Consider the following 20815-nt stretch of genomic DNA (forward strand, 5'->3'; position numbering starts at 1 on the left):
CGCTTTGCGGGTTTTTTATTGACTTTAAGTGTTATTTTGGGTATAAGAGAAAATATACTTTATTCGAGATGACAGGTGTTAAGATGTTTAGATTCATATTGGGTTCTCGAATATACTCGCTGTCAGCAGTAGTACTAGCATTCGTCATATTGGCTCATGTTAATGAGCTTTTTAAGACGACAAGTTTCGAAGAAGCCTATCCAAGAGGTGCTCGCGCAGAAGTTGCGGAAGCATACAATGTATTGGGTGGTAAAATAATCCCTGTAATCAAGGTTGGTCTTAACGACAATGCTTACCTAAAAGAACTGGACAGCAAGTTTATTAATGATTTACCTATTTCTATTGCAGAAGATGTAACAGGGAAGTTTAAGAAGATATCGGATCATGGAGCTTCCGCTGCTAGTTTAAATTTCAAAGGTGGCAGATACAGATATTGCTTCATAGTTTCAAAGTCTGAAGCGGAGTTAAAGGATAGATTCACATATCTACATGAATTGGGGCATTGCTTCAATTTTATACGTGATAACCAAGATATTCCTTCTGAATATTATGAGAGTGAAAGTGCTTATGCTGACGCTCTGCTTTCTTACTTTCCTGAAGATAGATGGGAAAAACTAGAGTCTCCAGTAAACGCGTTAGTCGAGAAGTCTATACGCATACACAAAATGGAAGTGTTTTCCGATGTGTTTTCACTTTATCATCAGCATGTGCTAGATAAAAAAGACTTCGCAACAGCAGCAGATGAGATCTTAAAATTCAGATCTACGATGAAGAATGAGATGTCAGTGATTTACGACTCTTCATATGCGATAAAATATGCAAAAACTCATCCAGTGAAGCCTGGTGAGCGTTTCATAGATTTTTATGATCGAATAATGAAGGGGAGCAAGCCAGATAGACTTACTCCCAAAGATTTCATGGTGTCAGTTTACCAAAAATTACAGTAAGCCCCGAGAGGGGCTTATTTGTTAGAAGTACTTCTTATCTAGGTAGGACGTTCCATCTGCTTGATAAACAACTTCTACGGTGTCTCTGAATGTAATCGTTGAGTTTGAATAGGAGTTGGACTTAGCTTCTGAACTCATAGCGAAATTTGCTTTAAGGTTCATAGGCTGATATTGCGGTGAATTGCTTTGGTATTCTACGCGATATGCTTTATATCTTGAGAAGCCGAAGTTGTCTGAAATAGTCTTGGCTTTGTTAAGTGCTGATTTAAAAGCTAACTGTCGCGCTTCATCACGGTACTTATCTTCATCAGCAACTTTTAGTACCATTGAAGATAACCCGTTCATTCCTGAATTCACTCCAACAGATATAATTCCGTTTAACTTTTCTAAGTCATTTGTTTTCAAAAGAACATTTCGAACAGACTCGTAGCTTTCTAAAACCCTCTCACCTTTATCTGGATAGCTGTATATTGGATTAATACGAATGTTCGCGCTTTCAATTGAGATAGTTTCATCAATATCCTTCACATCATTCATAAACTTATTAACCGCCAAGTCTACTTTTATTTTTGCTTGTTCAGGTGTTTTAGCTATGTACTTGGCTGTCATTGTGATCTCAGCCTGGTCAGGCACTGCATGTACAACACCTTCACCTGAAGTTATAAAGTGAGGAAAGTCGTAATTAGAGTTATTTGCAAATGCAGTTGAAACAGCACACATGCTGATCAGTAGAGCTAAACATGATTTTTTAACGTTCATTTTTTCTTTTTTCCAAAAAATTATTTAGGTCTTTTATAAATTCATTTACCATACATAGATCTTTAAAGTCAATTTCATTCACGATCTTTTCGGGTATTTCATAATTTCTACTTTGGTTAGTTTTAATGAAATCTAATTTTTTCATGAAGCCAAAAGAAGACTCTGAATCCAAGATTGTGAAATCATTCCATTCATCATCCGAGACAGTCAGCACCATTATGGACACTTCCAAAAGTTGTATCTTTACAATGTCTGGGATATTAGATTTTAAAAGGGTATAGCCAAAACTTCCAAGTTTAGATTCCACTTCAATAGTCATATGATATTTTTGATTCATAGCGCCTTTGAAGGTCACGGACAAGTAATATTTGAATCCATTATCACCATCCTCAATCGACAGTCTTGACTTCCTATCTACAAAAACCTCATCTTTCGCTGAATAGTCAAAAAGCGGGATCATTAGTGCATTTATTAATGGCTTAAGACCAGAATCAAAATTTCCGTATCTGATATCTAAAATTCTTTGTTGAATTTTATTGCTCATAAAAAATGTCTTACTATTTAAAAGTCTTTTTATTTCTTTATTCATTTTATTCACATTAAAAAAGGGCGGATAATCCGCCCTTACTTTACTATATCGTATAACCTTTGTCATTGGCTTTACTTGCCATTTCAAGGGCTTTCTTCTTGATGTCTTCTGCTGAGATTCCTTTATTAATTTGAACCGCTTCAGAAGGGGTTTGTTGGTAAACCTCAACATTCGGTGAATCAACGTAATTAATGTGCGCTTGAATCTGATCCATAGTAGGGAATGTTACATTCGCAGAGAAATACTCTTTGTTTTGAAGTCTATCAAGTTCAGGGTTCATATCCTTAACAACATCCATGAACACATTTGTATCTAGCAGCTCTGGAACACCGTCAGGGTAAGCAGCATTCAATACATGCATTCTGATGTTATTGTGATTAACACCTGAAATGGTCGTTTCTGTAACAGATGGGTTCAAGGCGTTGTAGTCAACAGCAGGGATTTCTAGCAATCCGTCTTGAGCTAACAATGAGCCAATATCTGAGTTGCCACCAAGCGTTTGGAAGCCAAATAAGCCTTCAGACAAGTCTTTGTCTGGGTTTGCCTCTTTGACCATATCAACAAATGCATCGGTATCGATAAAGTCAGGAGCACCATATTTACCGAAAGTGGTGTTGATAATAGCATCGCTAACATCAGGCACTTTATAAACCATATCACCGAGGATAACTTCATCACCAGGACTTAGGTTCGTGATGTCTAGCCCCTCATTCATTTTTTGAATGGCTTCAATAGTCTGACCAGAACCATATGACTGATTAATCATCTCTATATTGTAGAATGATTGAATGCTTGTGACACCACCAGCGCTCATGTCCGCAACTGCTGTAGCACTAGCTGCTGCTGATTGTGGCTCTATCAACCAATCCGCTTGCACCTTACCCAATGAATCAAGAGCATATTTGTCAAAGTTCGTCGGAACCTCAATGACTTGCCCTGGCATAATTTTGTTAGGATCGTTAAGACCAAAGTCATTTACAATCGCAACGATTTGCTGTTCGGTAGGGTAGGAACCCGTAGCATCGAAATAGGCTTGCTTAGCGATGGTCATTGCTTTGTCACCACTCTGAACAACATGTTCAGTCACTTGTGGCGTTACTACTTCGGTTGTTACACCGTCACCAGCTCCATCAGCTTTTACTTCAACACCATTTGCGCCTGCACCATCTGTTGGAGCACCATCTGTAGGCGTACCATCTGCACCACCAAGAGCATTTTCAAAGCTGTCTTTCAGACCAACCGCATCTAATGGACCGTCTAGCGCTTGCCCAACTAAATCAGAAACTTGACCATCGGTTACAAGGTCTGCAACAGAGCCTACACCAACAGCTACGCCAACAATCATTGCAGCTTTCACAAAGCGACTATTCTTCAGACCGCCAAGGAAACCACCAGCTTTTTCAGCAATCTCTTTTGCAGGAGTGATATCGATACCGCGTTTAGCAAATTCACCCTCAACTTTATCGGTAAAGTTTTTGAAAATCCCTTTTACAGTTTCATTCTGCATAGCCATGCCTGCAAACTTGATACCCTGCATAATAAGAGGAACAGTACCGCCAGAGCTAACAGCTAAAGCCAGACCCATTGCATTCATAGCATACTGAGTATTCTTGTTACCCAAGAATCCCATGATCGCGTCTTTATTGACTTTAAGGGCATCAATAAACTGGCGACCTTGAGCAATGTTAGCCATGCCTTTGCCGTTATGTTCAAAAACCATTTCATTGAAGAAAAGTTTTTGCACTTTTAGAGATTCAATACTCTCTTTATCGAATTGAGCGATTTCGTCTTGAGTAAAGCCAGCACTTTCAAGATTTTTCTTGATGTGGGAATCACGGATCTTGGCAAGATTTTTATCCACCTCTTTACGGATTGAGGCGAACTCTTCATCTTCTTCAATGATATTGTATTTAACAAGTGATTTCACAAACTTGTCATTACCGAAATCATCTTCTTCGTCAGCAAGAGATTTATCAACATGTTTAGCAATCAACTTGCTGTAAAGCTCTTCATTCTCAGGTTTTTGAATTTCTTTTAGGTACAGAGCACTCTTGTAGAATTGAGGAAGATCTTTAAACTCTTCGATCATATCATCAGAGAATGTAGCGCCATTTGCTTCAGCAAAAGTAAGTGGCTGCTCTTCAGGTTGAGTAGGAATAGGTGCAACTTCTGGTTGCTCTTGTTTAGGAGCAATCGGCTGTTCAGCTTGTTCTACCAGCTCTTCAATTTTGGATTTTTGATTGTCGCTCATGCGATATGCCTTTCTTATTTTTTATTCAGTTAATAAAAGTATATCAACATAAAAATAGAAATAAAAGATATAAATAATTGAGAAACCCAAAATTATAAACTAATTTTATTGTTTTTATGATTCCACTTATAGCACCATATTAGTATAATGCATAAAAAACAAAAAAGGATTAAATATGAAAAAGGTAACAACTGAAATTGATACCAATTTAAGTACCAATTCTAATAAAGAATTCTACTCTGATGATGATTCCAAACTGTTCTCAGATGCGCCAGCTCCCGTAGAGCAACCAAAAGAGGAAGTTGTAGAACACAATAGCAATGGCAAGATTGAAGTTAACGTCAGTATTGATGAAGACTTAAGGAAGCTAAGTTTTTGGTCATACATGAAGTCGATGCACAGCCATCCAATAAAAACACTGCAAGAAGGGGTGTTTCCTAAACTTACTTTTGGTATCTATCACATGCTGATAGGGGCTTTTGTCATAGGTCTAGCCGTAACTATAAATGCTGCTTTCAAAGTAGGTGTGCCTTCCTGGGAAACCATTCCTGCGTCAATTGTTCTATGTGCTATCGTTGCATTGGTTCCATTTGGTGTGTCTTTATTTAATAACTTTTTTATTGGCTCATTCATTTTCATTTTTGCGAAGACTCTTAGCGTTCATTACGATAATGGCGATTATCAAAAAATGCTCGGGTATCTTTTCCCTGCAACTGCACTTATTTCATCACCATTAACGCTTATTATGATGTTAAACATAGATTGGTCTGGCATTGAAATGCAGTTTGCTATTGCAAGCAGTATCATTTCAATGATCCCTGCGATAATTTCTTACAGCGCATTGAAAAGCATAGGCAAGAAAAGCACTCTCGTTTACATCGTTCTCGCATTTTGGGTTGTAGTTTGCTACTTCGTAATGAAGTATGCATTCTAAAATGCATGATCATGAAGAACAAATAAGCTCATAACGAGCAGGTTAATCACCATAACCTAGAAATCCGCACAGAAGTCAAAAAATTAGACTAACGTGCGGTTTTTAGATTATTCAACTAAATTTTACTTCTTACAAAAATTCAAAAAGTGCTTTAACGGTCTTTTCTGGTTCCCATTGAGACTCCCAAAACTTTCTTCCTTTAAAGTGCTTGACTCGCTCTTTGTGTATGAGTCCATGTCTCTTCTGATATTCGAATTCATAAATCGTGTCTTTTTGTGGCTCCAATACGTGAAGTTGACCCTTATCATGAAATACAAATCGGTAATCTGGATGAACTGCATGAAACTTAACTTTCCATTTCTTTTCACTGTTGATTGCAATATCGGCATGAGGTTCCATTTCAGAAATGAACACCAGTTCTCTGCCTTTATACTTTATGGTTTTTACATAGTTTTCAGCTTCGAAAGGATTGCTCTTTCTCGACTGATGCCTTTCAAAAAAAGAATATTCTTCATTGGATAAGACTTTCAGTTCCATAACGAACCTATCGATATATAAAAAAGTAAGCCCTATTAATGGTAATAGGGCTGTAATTAATTTTATGCTTCGTAGAACATGTCTTCTGGTTCGAGCTTTTTATCATCCGATTCATCTAGTAAACCGCGCTCTTTCGCAATGGCTAATAGATCATCTGGCAGCTCAACATCTTGTTTGACTAATTTATTTAATAGTTCTTTCTCAATCTCATTGCTTTCTAGGAATTCGCTTAGTGATTCCATCACATGAGCAATTGCTCCATCTTCCATCAAGTTTAGACCTTGGTCGTTGATGATAATGGTTTGGCACATTTGCCATAAACGCCATCCTTTAGCACTTAATTTTTGGTAAACCTTTTCACCTAACTCACCCTTAATTGGTGGTTTAGGAAGAGCCTCAAGCTCTTTACCATACTTTGCACATAAAATAGTTTTCATTATTAAACCCTTTATTTGTAATGTTATTTTAATTTCTTTTGGTTGTGATAGTACTCGAAAATGTCAATACCGTAAATGGCTTTCATCATTTTTTTCTTTAGGTTGTATTCTTTCGTTCTAAAGCCTTTTACGTCTTCAACAACTTCCTCACCATCCTTCACATAAACGAAATCCGCATAATATTTACAGATAAGAATCCCATTTATCTCAAGAGGGTAGGCGACTTGAAGTCTTAAGTTTTCAATCTCTCCAACTCGCTCCAAAACTTTTAAATCTCTATATCTTGCACCCTCATGTCCAGAATCAAATGTAATTCCGTCAATCTCGACCTTCTTGGCACGATACTTACTGTTTTTGGGTTTTTCTTTCTGATCTGGTTTAGAGGATGTTTTGATACGAGCTTTAGATAGCCCACCCATAGCATGAAAGTCTTTCAGGGAAACTCTCTCACCAGATCTAAGCTCACTGATTTTTTTGTTAGTAGATGTCATGGTATTAATACCTAAAGGATATTTAATTTATTATATTTGAAAATAAATACTGTATTAAATTTAATCATAAAAAACCTTGCATTGAATAAGAATATTCTTACAATATGAGGGGTGAAGCAACCACTTTGTGACATGCTTTCCAAAATCAATTATAATAAAAAAGAAATAAATAATATCAAATAAACAATAATAAAGGTAGCACGCTATGAAGAACTTTAAAAAAATCGCATTATCCGTTGCATTAACATCAATGTTTGCAGGGTTTGCCGCAACAGCCCATGCAAATGCAGATGAATCATTCGACGCAACTTTAAGTCTTTTGGCTCCAATTGATCTGACAGAAGTTAAAGGTTTGGATTTCGAACCAACTCTTGCAAATCAAAACGTGAATGTAGTGACCGCACCAACTTCTGTTGATGCAGCAGTATTTACTGCTCGCGGTACTGCAAACTGGGAAGTTAAAGGTCAAGTTGTAGAATCATCCATTGTGATGACTACTGGTGATGGTTCAGATGATGCCAAGAAAATCACAGTAGATACATTCACATACGGTGGTAGCATGGACGCAAGTGGTAATGCACAGTTCAGTAGCTCTGGTGACTTATCTAACCTTAGGGTAGGTGGTACGGCACACGTACAAGCTAACGATATCGCTGGCGAGTACCGTGGTACAGCAACATTCCGCCTAACTTATCTGTAATAGATAATCTCCGAAGAAAACGCTCCCAGTGTGGAGCGTTTTTTTATCGTTATAAAAAATGGAGTCATAATATGAGACATAAATACTTGGCTAAGTTTTGCGCTGTAGGGCTATTTACGCTGGCATTCCCTATAAGCTCATTAGCTCATGGATGCAATCCGCCAAATTACCCAAGTAATTCATATTGCAATAGGAATAATCTTGACATTGATAGTATAAAAGGTATACATTTCGATGGCGTAGGAGGTTTTAACCAAGTTCTTACGATACAACCTGATGATTCTGGAGCTGCCATATTTTCCATAACATGCGGAAGACCATATCAGCGGTTTCGGTTGAAGGTTTCAAATAAAAATAAATTTATGTTTCCTTACCCTTATCCTAGTCACCCAAGTGATAAAGTTATGCTTTTCAATTATCGCTTTGGAGGCAGTGTAACCAGGGATGGATATGGAATACTAAATAGATATGGCTCTTTGTCAGATATTCGACTTGGAGCTTCAGTAAAAATAAAGAGTAAAAATCAAAAGAATTTTTATGCTACAAGACCTGAGATTAGGGTAGAATTTTTATGAGAAATATAAAACGCAGCTTAATTGCAACCGCGCTTCTTTTGTCATCTGCGGCAGCATCAGCAAGCACTAGTTTTCTAGTTGCTCCAGGACGCTTAGAATTTGACATCGACAAGCCACTAACAAAAACATTCATTGTTACTAACACGGGTAGTGAGCAAATCCGCCTCGAAATTGATCCACAATACTTGGAAATTGGCGAGGAAGGTCTTCGTGCAGGTGAGCATATCAAAGATGGCGTAGCTGACATCGAAAATATTGAGTCTGACATTAGGGTTGCTCCGAAAGTTTTAAACCTAAAGCCTGGTCAAAGACGTGACGTAAAAGTTCGAATCGTTTCCAAGCAGGAAGATGCAGGCGACTACCGTTCACACATCATTGTAAAAATGAAAGAGAACGCTGCTCAAGCTTCAGTTGGTACAGAAACTGAAGGCGTAAACATGAACTTAGATATTAAGTTTGAAACTGCAATTGCTGTTTACGGTAGAAAAGGTGACATTGTCACTGATTACGCTATGAACTGCGGCAAAGGCGCTATCGAAATTAAGAACAACTCCCCATATAAGCTTGATGGTGAATTTAAAGTGGGCGATGAAATTCGCAACACAACCGTTCTTCGAGAGAGCAAGAGAACACTAGGATTCGCTTCTGGTGACAAAGTCACCTTTACGCCAGTTGACGCACCAGCAAAAGCTAAAACCTGTACGGTTCTATAGCATCAGGTCGCGGGTATGAAAAAGCGACTAGTATTAGTAAGCGCATTGTTTTTATACCACAATCAAGCTCTCTGTTCTGGAGAGCTTGATGATTCATATATTGATATTCTCTTCAAGAAGCAACTCTACACATTCCATCATGTGAAAATGGATTATGATGAAAATCCATTTGTATCACTATCAAATCTATCAGACTGGTCAGATACTAATATTGAGTGCAATCCATCATCTAAGATGTGCATCATTGAAAATGCTGAATTCCAAAGAATCGTCTCTTTTGATGCTATGGAAACTTACGATGAATTTGGTGATTCTGTTTGTCGATTTGATGAATCCGATTTTCTTGTGGAAGGTGAACAATACTGGTTTAGATTTGATGCTATATCTAAATGCTTGCCTTACAACACAACGTGGACGTTAAGATCATACGAGCTGTTTCTACAGCCGCTATTTAAGCTTAAAAAAGAACGTCTAGATGAAATCCAAAAACAAAGAACTCAAATGATGAGTAATTCAGAAGCAAAACGAAAAGCTTCTGAGCAACATGATGCAATCGTTGCTCCTAGTGAGCTAGAGAAGGAATTAATGTTGGAATATTCAGCAAGATATGACAACGGAAGTTTCTCTAACGGATTTTCTTCTGAGTTTGTCATGGATGTTGAAAAAGGCTCTCTATTTGGCAGCTTACAGGTCGTAGATGGCGCTAGTTCGTTCGATTGGAACTATGAGAAGCCAAATGGTCGGGTATTTGATTACACCTCATATGGTAAAGGCAGAAGCCCTTCCATACCATTAACCTCATTACAGGCAACCAATGCGTCAATTTATATCGACAAGATCGAGCTAAGTGAGAGCTTGAATACTTTTGATTTGGATGAGTATGTTGGTGTGGACTCTGAAGTCGATATTTTCAGAAACGGTTTCTACCTCAAAACAGTTCACGCAGACAATGCTGGTCGAATTCAGGAAAAAGGGATATCGGCATCTATCGGTGACAACATCACTTTAAGAATCCTTTCTAAAGAGGGTACGTATGTTGAGCGCACCATACAGGTTAATGGTGAGCGCGGATCATTACTATCTAAAGGGGAATGGGACTATGAGCTATTTGCAGATTTCGAAGGCAATAACTTTGCTTTGAAGAATAGTTTCGGGCTTTCAGATGGTATAACAGCAGGTGTAACTCTACTCAATTCTGACCAAGGCAGTGATTATGTTGCTCACGCAGGTTGGCAACCATCACCTTGGCTCATGACTCAAGCAAACATCTCTTCTGACAAGTTCCTATTGAAAGGGTACTTCAACTATTTTAAATCATCTCCATTTTACGTAGAACTTTTGGATGTTAATGAAGAAGACGCATTTGATGATAGTTACTTAAAGCTCACACAGAACTGGGGTTTAAGTAAATACCATCAGGAAAACACTTTTACACTAAAAGAAGAATCTTATGAATTCGATACGATTAATCGATACAAGTTCAACAACAGAGCAACGCTTAAGTATGAATTCTCTGTGGAGTCAGAAGACATTGTCCGCACGAATCACAATCTTGGATTAAACTACAATCTTGGCGATGAAGGCAGCTTGGATCTTGCTTACAATTACAGTGAAACCAACAAAAACCTGACTGCCGCGTTTCGGTATATGTATACTGGTAAAATTGGCTATATGACCAATGACCACAGAAACAACTTTATTAACGCCAGGCTTAAAATCTCAGATGAGAAGATCGATTACCGCTTATCAGCAGATTGGAATTTTACGCCATACCTAACAGGTGAACTTGGATTTAGTAACGATGCTGTTTTTGCATCTCTTTCACTATCAACAACCATTAAGCCAAGTCAGGACGTAAAGCATAAGAGTAAAGATGCTTTTGGCAATGCCAAAATAGAAGGGATCCTTTACTACATGCAAGATGGCAAGAGAGTGCCTGTAGAGGGCATTACTCTCTATGCTTCAAACTACAAAACCGTTTCAGACAGCAATGGACACTATGTTTTTGAAAGGATCCCCTCAGATGATGAAGTAAAGGTGTTTATCGATGAGTCTGGACTAGACGTAAACATGACCCCTAAAGAGAATGAGGTGTATGTTCAGTCGCGTCCCGCGACAGTTACACGAGTTGATTTCTTGCTGCTTCCTGTTGTTGGTGTGGATGGATACATTGTTGATGTGATTGCTGATGAAGTAGAATTCATATCTGGCAATAAGACTGTAAAAGCCAATGTTGATGAAGACGGATTCTTTCTATTTGAAAAATTATCGTCAGGCACTAGTTACGTAGTTAAAGCATACAGTGATGGTAAATTAGTAAAAGAAACAAAATTCACTGTAACAGATGACTATTGGGAATCTGACGTAAAACTTTGATGATCTATACAAAATTTCGCAGAAATGCTAATCTTTGATGCTATTAAAATAAATGAATAAATACTATGTTGACGAATTCTGCAAAAAGAGAGCGTCTAATAAGAAAAATTGATGCGCTACAAGCGCAACTTTCTTTAAACGACATTCAACAGCTCATATTTCAGGTTGTTTCATCTGGTAAGAATGTATTCATCACTGGCTCGGCAGGCTGTGGTAAATCGTATCTATCAGAGACAATAAAAAAATCCATCCCAAACCTTGTGGTCTTGGGACCTACTGGCATGTCTGCCTTGAATGTAGGAGGACAAACAATACATTCGTTCTTCTCATTTCATACTGGGTACATCGACCCAATTGATTTCATTAAGAAGATTAAAAAAGAGAAGATTCAACTCTTAAAAAAGGTTAAGTACATTCTGATTGATGAAATTTCAATGGTTAGAGCAGATGTCTTTGATAACATCGATGTTGTCTTAAGAAAGCTAAACAAGAGCAAAAAGCCTTTCGGAGGGTGCCAGATCATCTTAGTTGGGGATTTCTGTCAGCTTGAACCTATAGTGAAAACTTACGAGGAAAGAAAGGCGCTGCAAGAGCGCTACGGTAAGAATGTGTACGCATTTAATGCTGATGCATGGCTGACAGGTAAATTCGTTTGTCTAAGTCTAATCAGTTCAGAGCGTACTTCTGACTCATATTACATTAAGTCCCTAAGAAACATCCGTATGGGGCATGAGATTGAACGCTCTCTGAATACAATAAATCAAATTACAAACAAGAATCCACCACCTCCAGGAACGTTACGGCTGTGTACGACAAATGCGCAGGTGAATAAATATAATGGGGATGGTCTTGATTCTGTTGCTGGCTTTACAAGGGTTTATACTGCTGTTGTTAAAGGGAACATTAATCCTAAGGATTGTATCGCTGAGAAAGAACTAGAGCTTAAAGTCGGGTCTCGCGTAATGGCTATTGCCAACAAGACAGGTTCCTACGTCAATGGTGATTTAGGCGAGGTTATTGAGCTAGGGCAGAATTACGTAAGAGTCAGGTTGGATAGAGGTGGAGACGTAAAAGTCACTGAGCATGTATGGAAACAGCTCAAATACACTGTGGGTAAAAGCGAAGAAACCGATGAGGAAGTTGTTAAGCCAAAAGAAGACGGTAGTTTGAAGCAAATCCCGCTTAAGTTGGCATACGCAATCACCATACATAAGTCACAAGGGCAAACGCTTGATAAAGCCATTCTAGACTTAACGCAAGGCACATTTGGTTGTGGACAAGCCTATGTGGGTCTATCAAGGATGACTAAAGCTGATGGTTTATACCTGGCTGCGCCACTAGATGAAACCTTGGTTTTGTATAATGAGGAAGCTGTCAATTTCTCTAAACAAATTGGGTACGAAATGCTTGAAATGATCCCAATCTTAAAAGAGAAGTACAACCTTGACTCGATACGGGAAAAGCTTGCTAAAGATATTCGTGATGCTGAGGAAGAACTTAGCAATATCGCGATTGAGCACCCAAAAGAAAGAAAAGCTTTAGGGATCCACTTTATCAAAGAAGCAGTAAGAAGAACTGAAATTGGTCTACAGGTCGGTTTGATAAAATACACCCAGATGCTTAAAGCGAACAACATCATTCCTGAGGTGAGTTTTAAGAATGGTAATATTACCAATATGACATTCATTTATGATGACATTACCTACAAATGGAAAGAGGTTGTTAGTGATGAAACTTTTGTGGAGTATTTGGAGCGCAATGAAGTTGATACCGAAGACTACCCAGAAGATTTCATCAATAAAGTGAACAGCTTCAGTAATGCAATCAAACAGGAAGAGGAAGACAAAAAGCAAAGAAGGGAATCTTTACTCAAGAAATTCTTGGGTGGTGGACTATAAAAAGGGAGCCTGGCTCCCTTTATTCTTTTACCGCTTTAAACTTGTTGTGAATGGCTCTGAATCGCTTGCCTCTAGGCAACATTTCCCCCTTTTTCAGATTGATATACCACGCCTTGTAAGGTGTTCGTTTCTCGTAGAGTTCTTTAATTAAGAAAAGCCGCTCATAGAGTGAAGGGTCTGCCTTGGGATCAATAAATCTTACACCTTCAGAAAATGCTGGTGGTACAAAGCGTGACAACAATCTCCTCATATCAATCGTAGTAAGTAAAGGGAATGGATTAATGGTTGAAGAGGGTACAAGTATATCTTTTACCTCTTCTGTATTAAAAGGCTTGTATTGGACAGTTTCTTTATTCACATTGACTACCTTTATTAATAAGAATAAAAAAAGGTCACTTCTGAAGTGACCTTTTTTATTTTTTGTTCTTCACAATGAAATCTTGTAAAACCACAAGAATTATCGCCAACTTCTACTGCCGTGACAGTTATTATGGCAGTTCGTATGGCAGTTCGAATGACAACATTGAGCTGTGCTTCCTGCTGTTGCTTCAAATTGATTATTAGCGAGAAACGCTTCTATGTCAAGCCCTTCAATCTTACCATCAACCGCGAACATTTCCGCAATATCTCTATCGATAAAGAATTCAGATTCGGATTCAGTTGCATTTAATGCGCCAATGATATCATTAACCATCAAATCATCAACTTGCTCTTTATTGTAATCATTATCTACCTTCACACCTGCATGAGCAAGCTGTGAAATGGCTATTGTGGATGCTGCCACAACAGAATATGGGATACCTTTCATCATAACACCTTTATTATTTATTTTATTAATTTATTGTTTAGTATTTTTCTAAATCATAACAACTAACAACTTGGTCAGCAAGAGTTTTTGTGAGATTGAGCCAGTTTGAACGGTTGTATTTAAATGACAAATAAAATATAATTCGCTACTAATAAAGCCCACAGCGGCAAAAGTAAGCAATTAATTAATAAATAAAATTGGAATTAAAGATGATAGTACTTGTTAAAACTGATCTCGATAATAACAACAACAAATTCTGGAAAGCTTGGACTGAAGGCTCCAGTTTTTGTGTTCATAATGGACGAGTAGGTACGAGAGGTCAGATTCAACATCCCAAAATGATGGGGTCTGAATGCTCTGCGGAAAGAGAGTTGGAAAAGAAAAAACGCTCTAAAATCCGTGATGGGTATCGCGAACTGCAAGTCATTGACCAGGCACATCTAGTACAAAGCAACTTCAAGCCAAATGACATTATTCGCAAAGCTGCTCGCGAGCAAATCCGCACAAATAACGAGTCTGTCATTTTTGAACTTATCGATCAGCTAATCGAGAAGAACATCCACAACATCGTGTCTAACACTGAAATTGAATTCGATGATGAGCTAGGGCTATTTAAAACGCCACTTGGTTTCGTAGATGCACACATTATTGATGAAGCGGAAAAGCTTCTAAATGAAATGGTGCCATTCTTCAAGAAAGGTGATTTTAGCTCAGATAGCGTAAGAACGATGTTTTGTGATTACCTAATGCTTATTCCTCAAAAGGCTAAATCAAAACTCGCTATTGAAACGTTCTTCGATACAGAAGAAAAAATCGATAAGCAATTTGGTATCATTGCCGACCTTAGAAGCTCAGTAGAGCAGCTTGATGAAATCAACGAGCAATTACTGAAAGAAGTAAAAGAAAAACGCGAGAATCAACCAACACCTGAACTGTTTGGTTGTTCAGTTAATCTTGTTGAAGATCAGACTGTAATCGATGAAATTAAGAAAATTTACCAATCAAATCAATCGTCATACCACAGCTCTTCAAACATGCGTGTTAAGCGCGTTTTCGAAGTTACTATTGACCATATGACGAAAGGCTTTGAAGAAAATAAAATGTCTGAGCAGAAAAACGTTTGGACGCTATGGCATGGTACTCGTGCTGGTAACGTGGTATCTATTCTTAAGAATGGTCTTATTATCCCACCAGAGACTGCGGGTCACGTAGTAGGGCGCATGTTTGGTAATGGTGTGTACTTCTCTAATAACTCAACTAAGTCATTGAACTACTCAGCAGGCTTCTGGTCAGGCAAGAAAGAGTACACATGCTACATGTTCCTATGTGATGTAGCGATGGGTGAGTACTTTGTCCCTGAATATTCAGACTCTAGCCTTCACAAAGACGGACATGACTCAGTATTCGCGAAAGCAGGTGAGTCTTCAGTAATGAACAATGAAATGATTGTTTTTGACCTGAATCGAATCCGACCAAAATACTTGGTTGAATTTAATTAACAAATAAAAAAGGCTGGATTTTTCCAGCCTTTTTAAGTATATAGGCTAATAGAAAAGAGAATTAATAAAGGCAGGATTGTGAGCAATAAAGATAACTACTTAGTCATTGATTTAGAGATGACCTGTGAAGAAACCACACCAAAAGGCTATGTGCCAGAGATCATTCAAATTGGAATTGTTGAGTTGAACGCTCAAGGTTCACTTGTGTCTGAAAAGATGCTGTTCGTAAAGCCAACCATTAACCAAGTAAGCGCATTCTGCACAAAGCTTACAGGCGTAACTCCAAAACAAGTTAAATCTGCTAGTCCTCTAGTCATGGTGATGAACACATTAGTCAAATATGGCATCAAGAATAAAAAACTTGTTTTTTGGGGGGTAGACAACCTTCAGTTTCAGAATGAGTGCGAGTTGAAAGGAATTGATGTACCAATTTCAACATCAATTATAAACTTAAGCTTGGTTCACTCAGCATTGATGGGAACCAATCAAAAAATAAAGCTTAATGATGCACTGAAGCAATGGGGCATTACTCCTGAAGGTAAGGCTCATGATGCATTAGTGGACGCGAAAAACACGGCTAAGCTCTTTACAAAGCTTATTGGTGTCGCTAACAACATTAACAAACAACAAAGTGAGTAATTATGAAAAAGACCATTTTAAGGCTGAGCACCATACTAGCAGCAACTTTTGCTATTAACGCTTACGCAGAAAGCCCTGTAAAAGACCAGTATACCGATTTCAAAGAGGCTGTTGATGAGCTTAATTGGGATTGCAAGATTGATGATAATAGCTATTTCTACCAAGGGTTAGATCAAAGTAGTGAAGAGCCAAGGATAATCTACAAATTCGTTTATGATGGTGAAACCATCTGCGAGTCAGAAGATCCACAAAGCCTCTGTAACAGCTACGTGGTTGCTAAAACACCGTGGGCATATAAGAAAGGCGTTATCACGGATAATGCAAACGGTAATAATTACTACCGCATCTGTCGCACAGACAGGGAAACAATACCTGGCGCTGTAGATAAGAAGTTTGAAGTTGGTCTTGATTCCAATAAGTAAAAACAGAGAAATTCCATACAATTAACAATAAAAAGGAAATAATCATGGATAAAGAAGCACTTTTAGAAGTATATCTCGATGAAGTCTATGACAAAGCGGAAGAGATAGACCCATCAGAAAGCCAAGATTGGTATTCACTTGCATTAGGATGGGCAATAGGCAAGGGCTTAGAGCCAGAAGCTGCACATGAGTTTGCGAACCAAGTCATCTATGATACAGAATTTGGTTGAACACTAAAGCGCTATAATATGTTATAGCGCTTTTTATAATCATGAAAGCTTGTCACTATCAAGCATTACAAAGAACATATTCACATCAGTGTTGTCTTTTAATCTTGAAACAAAAAAACAGTCATGTTTTCTAAGGCTCTTAATATCGCGACTATCAATACGTGTAACATACTGATTCAATCCAGAACAAGAATGACTATTATCACGCCTTAGAAAGTTATGAGAACACATTTCTTCATAAGGGTCATCCATCCTAAAAAGTGCATAGTGACCGAAAGAGTTAACGATTCCCCTGTATCTTCTTGTGTCATCTGTAGATACAACTAATCCAAAACCCTTTCCTTTAAGCCAGCACATTGCTTTCTCAAGCTCATCTCTGGTTGATTCATTTAAGGGTTGCGATTCTTCAAGTATCACAACGACTTCACGTTTGTTTAATGGTGTATCATGGCTTGCTATACCAGACTCTGCAATCTTATTTAAAAGCGATATAAGTTTAGTGTTGTATAACCCCTTTGCCATATCGTCTTTATATTGCCATCCTGGATTAGTTTTTATGATAGATAACTTTACACCCTTATCAAAGGTTTTTGGATCGAATTCACCAGAAAGCTCAGATATCAAAACCTCGTCATGTTGAAGATTTTTGAATCCAATTTGCTCATGCATATTCTCTAATATTTCATTACCTTTCGAATCACTGTTTAGTCCTGATAATGATTCAGTGATATAGATAACTCTCGCTCCATAATCAAGCAAGGTTTTTGCGTAAGCATTAGTAAACGTTACCCGACCAGAGTTTCCCCAGCTATCACCGATAATAAATAAACCACGATCAAACAATCTTATTGGCAACTTCCAAGTTTTTGATTTCTTACAAAACAATGAATCATATAATGAACGCTTTCGAATCGTATCGTACCTACAAATTCCAAAATCTATCGTTGGCTGCTCGCAATCACTTTTGGATGAGAAAAATTTATTAAGCATTATAAATATCCTTTTAACAGTCGGTAATATCTAAAAATTCATAGTCATGATCAGCACAGAAGTCTTCAAACGCTTCTACGAAGCGAGAACCAATGTGTCTCCCTTCCTTTGATGCGTATTCTGCGTGATATGCAAGCTGGACATTAAAGAATCTTGAGCAAATGAGATCATTGTGTAAGTCTTCAAGGAAGCAGTCTAAGAACGAATCAATAAATGCACTAAAAAACGACTGTCCTCGATGATCTGGAAGGATGTAGATGTAGTTAAGCTCAAAAGTTAGCTTTTGTTGGTAATACCCCTCATCCATATACTCTGAACCCCAATTGAAGGTGAATACCATATATCCAATTGGGGAATTATCTTTGTATAGCATGATGCAAGGTTGCCAAAATAAACCATCATCCGATGATAAAGAGACAGGGATATGAGAGTATTTTGATGTGGTAATGACGGAATTTACAAGCATTGAATTTTGTATATCAGGATCAGTTTCTTTCAATAACCTGCAACTCAAACCATTACCAATCTTTATACCGCCTGCAAGAGAGTAGTAGGCTGATTCAATATTTTGTTTCATTATTATTCTTCTTTTTTTTATGTTTTTAATATTTTTCAGGGAGTATACTAATTTGTAAGTAAAGATCAATTTTATTTGTTTTATTTATGCTCGTATGGTTGTAAAATAGACAAAATTTTTAATATTAAATATAATAAATTTGGAAAAAGTTATGAATAACAATGCCTTGAATGAGTCCTACGATAACAATGAACAAGATCTACCTGAGATCAATGTAGAAAGTAATCCTGATATATTTGAAAATGAAATTGTAGATGAAGAATAACTCCTGATTTAGGAATGCAACATGGAAAGCTCAAGCCTCTTTAACAAAACCGAGCAGGAACTTATCGGTATAGCTGTTAATCAACTATCTTCTGTTTGCGACATGGCAGCAAAAAAAGATGGTTTGGGCTTCAATAAACCTGACGCTAGAAAGGGGCATCATCTTGCGGCACTACCATTGGATGAGTGGACTGAGCTTGACTACGCCTTTTGCTGGGCAATCCTTTTCAAATATCAAACTCAGCTAGAAAGCATCTTCAAGACCAGCATAAGCGAACTTTACAAAGAGAAACTCAAAGGCGTGAAGAAAGAAGACATCCCAAAAGTGCTTATGGATGTTCGAGATAAGCTGCGAGAAAGAATCAATGAAAAGCACTTGGTGCTATTCAGTGAAGATGCATTCATCCTGGTATACAACGACATCAAATACTCCCCAAATGTCGATGATGCATTCAAGTTCCTTAACGCAGAAAAAGTTGAAGGCGAAACCAATACAAAATGGATAGTCAAAAATACGTACTGTAGGGGCTTTGAGTACATTGCTAAGAAGCTTATTGGGCTAGATAACCTCCATTTTTGTAAAGGCGCATATAACCGTTTGCGTGAAGGATTTGAAGGAGAGTTGACCCTAAATGACTTACTACGCTCAGGATTCGATGAGAGAGATGTCATTTTCCTCAATACTTCTGAAGATTCTGAACCTGTCACTTTAGAAATCAAAGCGAGAAACTCTTACAAGGAAGCAAAGAAGCTTACTCGATACGAATACATTAAAGACGAGAATAAGGCTGTTGCACAAATGGCTTTCCTTTCAGATTATAGAGTCATAATAACATTGGCTAATGCACTTAAGTTTAAGCTCAAAGTTGATGGTGAGCCTGTCAACCTGAGACAATTCATGGACATAGCTAAACCTAAGATGGTTAAACCTGATTACTTCAATAAGACAGTGTCAGGGAAAACCGTCACCATCACTGACGAAAAGCAGTATTTATCCATCCCTAAAGCTCCAGGAAAGGGCTTGTCAATGAAAAGAGATGGTAACACCTATACATTTGCTGTTTTCAGCGAGAAGGGGCTTAGAAGCATATATTCGTTTATGCAGAGTATCAATTGCGATCTGAGGGATAAGGATATAGTCGAACTCAAGAACAATCTGTTAAACAAAGATATTGTAGCTGATGGAAGCTCTGGAAAATCCGCACCTAAAAAAGATGCGAACAAAACACAAAATCTAAAGTCTTTGCGTAGAGAAGGGGATAACGTCTATGTTAAATTCCCGTATTCTCCAATGCTGGTGGACTTAATTAAGAAGAACGTTGATCCAAACAGTAGAAAATACGAGCCTTCAACTCAAGAATGGATGATTAAAGATGATCTTTTGACTTCAAAGTTCGTTCAAAGTTTGCAAGAGGATCATGGATTTCAGTGGTCTTAGAGCGTTCTTGCTCAAGTTCTAGCTTTTCTTTCTCAATTTTACTTAAGATTTTATTGATGCTAGTAAGAAACAACTCTTTACGCAAAAAGTCATTCATCTCGATAAACTCTTTAGTTTTCATAGCTTGCATTTCAGCATTAAACGCTTTTGCCTGATGCAGCTTTTTAGTAAGGCTGATCATTAGAAATGCACGGATCGTAACTTTAGAGTCTTCGAGATTATCCATCTCTTCATGGAATTGATTTACTGCCACAAATCCTTTAGCAAAAGCTTGAGCAATCCACTGTTTTACAACCGTAATGGTCTTCTCAACCTTAGATAGCTGCATTGGGTCTTTGAACTGTCGGATCTTGGTTCTTTGAAAGTTAGAGGATAACTCAGCTATTTTATGTCGCATCAAATCCACCTCTTTCTCAAGCTCCTTATTGCTTTTAAGAGAAATGGATTCTTCTAGGAGAAGAATCATACGAGCATAAATGGCAATCTCAGGCACAGTGCCGAAACCAATCGCTTTAGCTTCTGTCAATGACCGCATAAGATTATTAACTTTTAGATTAATATCTCTAACACGAGAGTCTACTTGCTTAGATTTTTCTTGTCTTTTGGATAAATAAACAGAAGACCCAATCGTAACAACGACAAGACTAGCTGAAGCTAGGAGAATGGAAGAGTTTAAAATAAAAGAAGTATCGGCGCTCATTTTTTATACTTGATAAAAATAGAGGGGATTAATCCCCTCCA

General features: G+C 37.8%; 23 protein-coding genes. 12 read left to right on the forward strand and 11 right to left on the reverse strand.

Going from position 1 to position 20815, the window contains the following annotated elements:
* Window positions 1-83: 83 nt before the first annotated feature.
* Complete coding sequence (locus R7P80_RS01870) at window positions 84-947, forward strand: hypothetical protein (RefSeq protein ID WP_133297332.1); 864 nt, start codon at window positions 84-86, stop codon at window positions 945-947.
* A 21-nt stretch (window positions 948-968) separates the two neighbouring features.
* Here the strand turns inward: R7P80_RS01870 and R7P80_RS01875 are convergent, their stop codons facing one another.
* The 3 genes from R7P80_RS01875 to R7P80_RS01885 are packed head-to-tail and all read right to left on the reverse strand — an operon-like array spanning window position 969 to window position 4546.
* Window positions 969-1706 carry an SIMPL domain-containing protein gene (locus R7P80_RS01875; RefSeq protein ID WP_318096636.1) on the reverse strand — a complete coding sequence of 246 codons (738 nt, stop codon included), beginning with the start codon at window positions 1704-1706 and terminating at the stop codon, window positions 969-971.
* Complete coding sequence (locus R7P80_RS01880) at window positions 1696-2295, reverse strand: hypothetical protein (protein WP_256430253.1); 600 nt, start codon at window positions 2293-2295, stop codon at window positions 1696-1698. The genes R7P80_RS01875 and R7P80_RS01880 overlap by 11 nt, the downstream gene beginning before the upstream one ends.
* A 43-nt stretch (window positions 2296-2338) precedes the next feature.
* Window positions 2339-4546: a LysM peptidoglycan-binding domain-containing protein gene (locus tag R7P80_RS01885; RefSeq protein ID WP_318096637.1), complete on the reverse strand. Its 2208-nt coding sequence runs from the start codon at window positions 4544-4546 to the stop codon at window positions 2339-2341.
* Between the two features lie 175 nt (window positions 4547-4721).
* On the opposite strand from R7P80_RS01885, the gene R7P80_RS01890 reads away from it, so the two are divergent.
* Window positions 4722-5480 (forward strand): hypothetical protein, encoded by a 759-nt coding sequence (locus R7P80_RS01890; RefSeq protein WP_256430255.1) that lies wholly within the window; start codon window positions 4722-4724, stop codon window positions 5478-5480.
* A gap of 129 nt (window positions 5481-5609) precedes the next feature.
* Here R7P80_RS01890 and R7P80_RS01895 read toward each other — a convergent pair whose 3' ends face one another.
* The 3 genes from R7P80_RS01895 to R7P80_RS01905 form a co-directional block, all read right to left on the reverse strand.
* A complete protein-coding gene (locus R7P80_RS01895) occupies window positions 5610-6017 on the reverse strand; it encodes a hypothetical protein (RefSeq protein ID WP_085762358.1) in 408 nt (135 codons plus the stop codon).
* Between the two features lie 62 nt (window positions 6018-6079).
* The gene (locus R7P80_RS01900) at window positions 6080-6454 is read right to left on the reverse strand and encodes an oxidative damage protection protein (protein ID WP_052697534.1); all 375 of its coding nucleotides are present in this window, start codon (window positions 6452-6454) and stop codon (window positions 6080-6082) included.
* A 23-nt stretch (window positions 6455-6477) separates the two neighbouring features.
* A complete protein-coding gene (locus R7P80_RS01905) occupies window positions 6478-6945 on the reverse strand; it encodes a DUF1064 domain-containing protein (RefSeq protein WP_198434340.1) in 468 nt (155 codons plus the stop codon).
* A 205-nt stretch (window positions 6946-7150) separates the two neighbouring features.
* Between R7P80_RS01905 and R7P80_RS01910 the strand changes: the two genes are divergently transcribed.
* From R7P80_RS01910 to R7P80_RS01930, 5 genes are all read left to right on the forward strand, one after another.
* A complete protein-coding gene (locus R7P80_RS01910) occupies window positions 7151-7645 on the forward strand; it encodes a DUF4402 domain-containing protein (protein ID WP_318096638.1) in 495 nt (164 codons plus the stop codon).
* A 71-nt stretch (window positions 7646-7716) separates the two neighbouring features.
* Window positions 7717-8220, forward strand: coding sequence for a hypothetical protein (locus tag R7P80_RS01915; protein WP_045592833.1), 504 nt, complete (start codon window positions 7717-7719; stop codon window positions 8218-8220).
* Window positions 8217-8933, forward strand: a complete 717-nt coding sequence (locus R7P80_RS01920; protein WP_045592834.1) for a hypothetical protein — start codon at window positions 8217-8219, stop codon at window positions 8931-8933. Before R7P80_RS01915 ends, R7P80_RS01920 begins: the two co-directional genes overlap by 4 nt.
* Window positions 8934-8948: 15 nt before the next feature.
* Entirely contained in the window at window positions 8949-11309 is a 2361-nt protein-coding gene (locus tag R7P80_RS01925) for a hypothetical protein (protein WP_318096639.1), read from the forward strand.
* A 65-nt stretch (window positions 11310-11374) separates the two neighbouring features.
* On the forward strand, window positions 11375-13207 hold the full coding sequence (locus tag R7P80_RS01930) for a DEAD/DEAH box helicase (RefSeq protein WP_305887264.1): 1833 nt from the start codon (window positions 11375-11377) through the stop codon (window positions 13205-13207).
* Window positions 13208-13226: 19 nt separating this feature from the next.
* Here the strand turns inward: R7P80_RS01930 and R7P80_RS01935 are convergent, their stop codons facing one another.
* Window positions 13227-13565 (reverse strand): hypothetical protein, encoded by a 339-nt coding sequence (locus R7P80_RS01935; protein WP_045592839.1) that lies wholly within the window; start codon window positions 13563-13565, stop codon window positions 13227-13229.
* 99 nt (window positions 13566-13664) lie between these two features.
* A complete protein-coding gene (locus R7P80_RS01940; protein ID WP_133297330.1) occupies window positions 13665-14018 on the reverse strand; it encodes a hypothetical protein in 354 nt (117 codons plus the stop codon).
* 206 nt (window positions 14019-14224) lie between these two features.
* Here R7P80_RS01940 and R7P80_RS01945 point away from each other — a divergent pair, with 206 nt between their 5' ends.
* The 4 genes from R7P80_RS01945 to R7P80_RS01960 all read left to right on the forward strand — a co-directional run bounded on the left by R7P80_RS01945 (window position 14225) and on the right by R7P80_RS01960 (window position 16805).
* On the forward strand, window positions 14225-15514 hold the full coding sequence (locus R7P80_RS01945; protein ID WP_045592842.1) for a WGR domain-containing protein: 1290 nt from the start codon (window positions 14225-14227) through the stop codon (window positions 15512-15514).
* A gap of 78 nt (window positions 15515-15592) precedes the next feature.
* Complete coding sequence (locus R7P80_RS01950; protein WP_048515871.1) at window positions 15593-16153, forward strand: 3'-5' exonuclease; 561 nt, start codon at window positions 15593-15595, stop codon at window positions 16151-16153.
* Window positions 16154-16155: 2 nt separating this feature from the next.
* Entirely contained in the window at window positions 16156-16575 is a 420-nt protein-coding gene (locus R7P80_RS01955) for a hypothetical protein (RefSeq protein WP_038129995.1), read from the forward strand.
* A 44-nt stretch (window positions 16576-16619) separates the two neighbouring features.
* The gene (locus R7P80_RS01960; RefSeq protein ID WP_045592844.1) at window positions 16620-16805 is read left to right on the forward strand and encodes a hypothetical protein; all 186 of its coding nucleotides are present in this window, start codon (window positions 16620-16622) and stop codon (window positions 16803-16805) included.
* Window positions 16806-16844: 39 nt separating this feature from the next.
* Here the strand turns inward: R7P80_RS01960 and R7P80_RS01965 are convergent, their stop codons facing one another.
* Window positions 16845-17795 carry a hypothetical protein gene (locus R7P80_RS01965; RefSeq protein ID WP_256430257.1) on the reverse strand — a complete coding sequence of 317 codons (951 nt, stop codon included), beginning with the start codon at window positions 17793-17795 and terminating at the stop codon, window positions 16845-16847.
* A 13-nt stretch (window positions 17796-17808) separates the two neighbouring features.
* Window positions 17809-18372, reverse strand: coding sequence for a hypothetical protein (locus tag R7P80_RS01970; protein ID WP_256430258.1), 564 nt, complete (start codon window positions 18370-18372; stop codon window positions 17809-17811).
* Between the two features lie 286 nt (window positions 18373-18658).
* Here R7P80_RS01970 and R7P80_RS01975 point away from each other — a divergent pair, with 286 nt between their 5' ends.
* Window positions 18659-20074 carry a hypothetical protein gene (locus R7P80_RS01975; RefSeq protein ID WP_118895301.1) on the forward strand — a complete coding sequence of 472 codons (1416 nt, stop codon included), beginning with the start codon at window positions 18659-18661 and terminating at the stop codon, window positions 20072-20074.
* Here the strand turns inward: R7P80_RS01975 and R7P80_RS01980 are convergent.
* Complete coding sequence (locus tag R7P80_RS01980) at window positions 20004-20774, reverse strand: hypothetical protein (protein WP_318096640.1); 771 nt, start codon at window positions 20772-20774, stop codon at window positions 20004-20006. The genes R7P80_RS01975 and R7P80_RS01980 overlap by 71 nt on opposite strands.
* Between the last annotated feature and the right edge of the window lie 41 nt (window positions 20775-20815).

The organism is Vibrio sp. 2092 (genome assembly GCF_033339635.1).
Taxonomy (GTDB): Bacteria; Pseudomonadota; Gammaproteobacteria; order Enterobacterales; family Vibrionaceae; genus Vibrio; species Vibrio alginolyticus.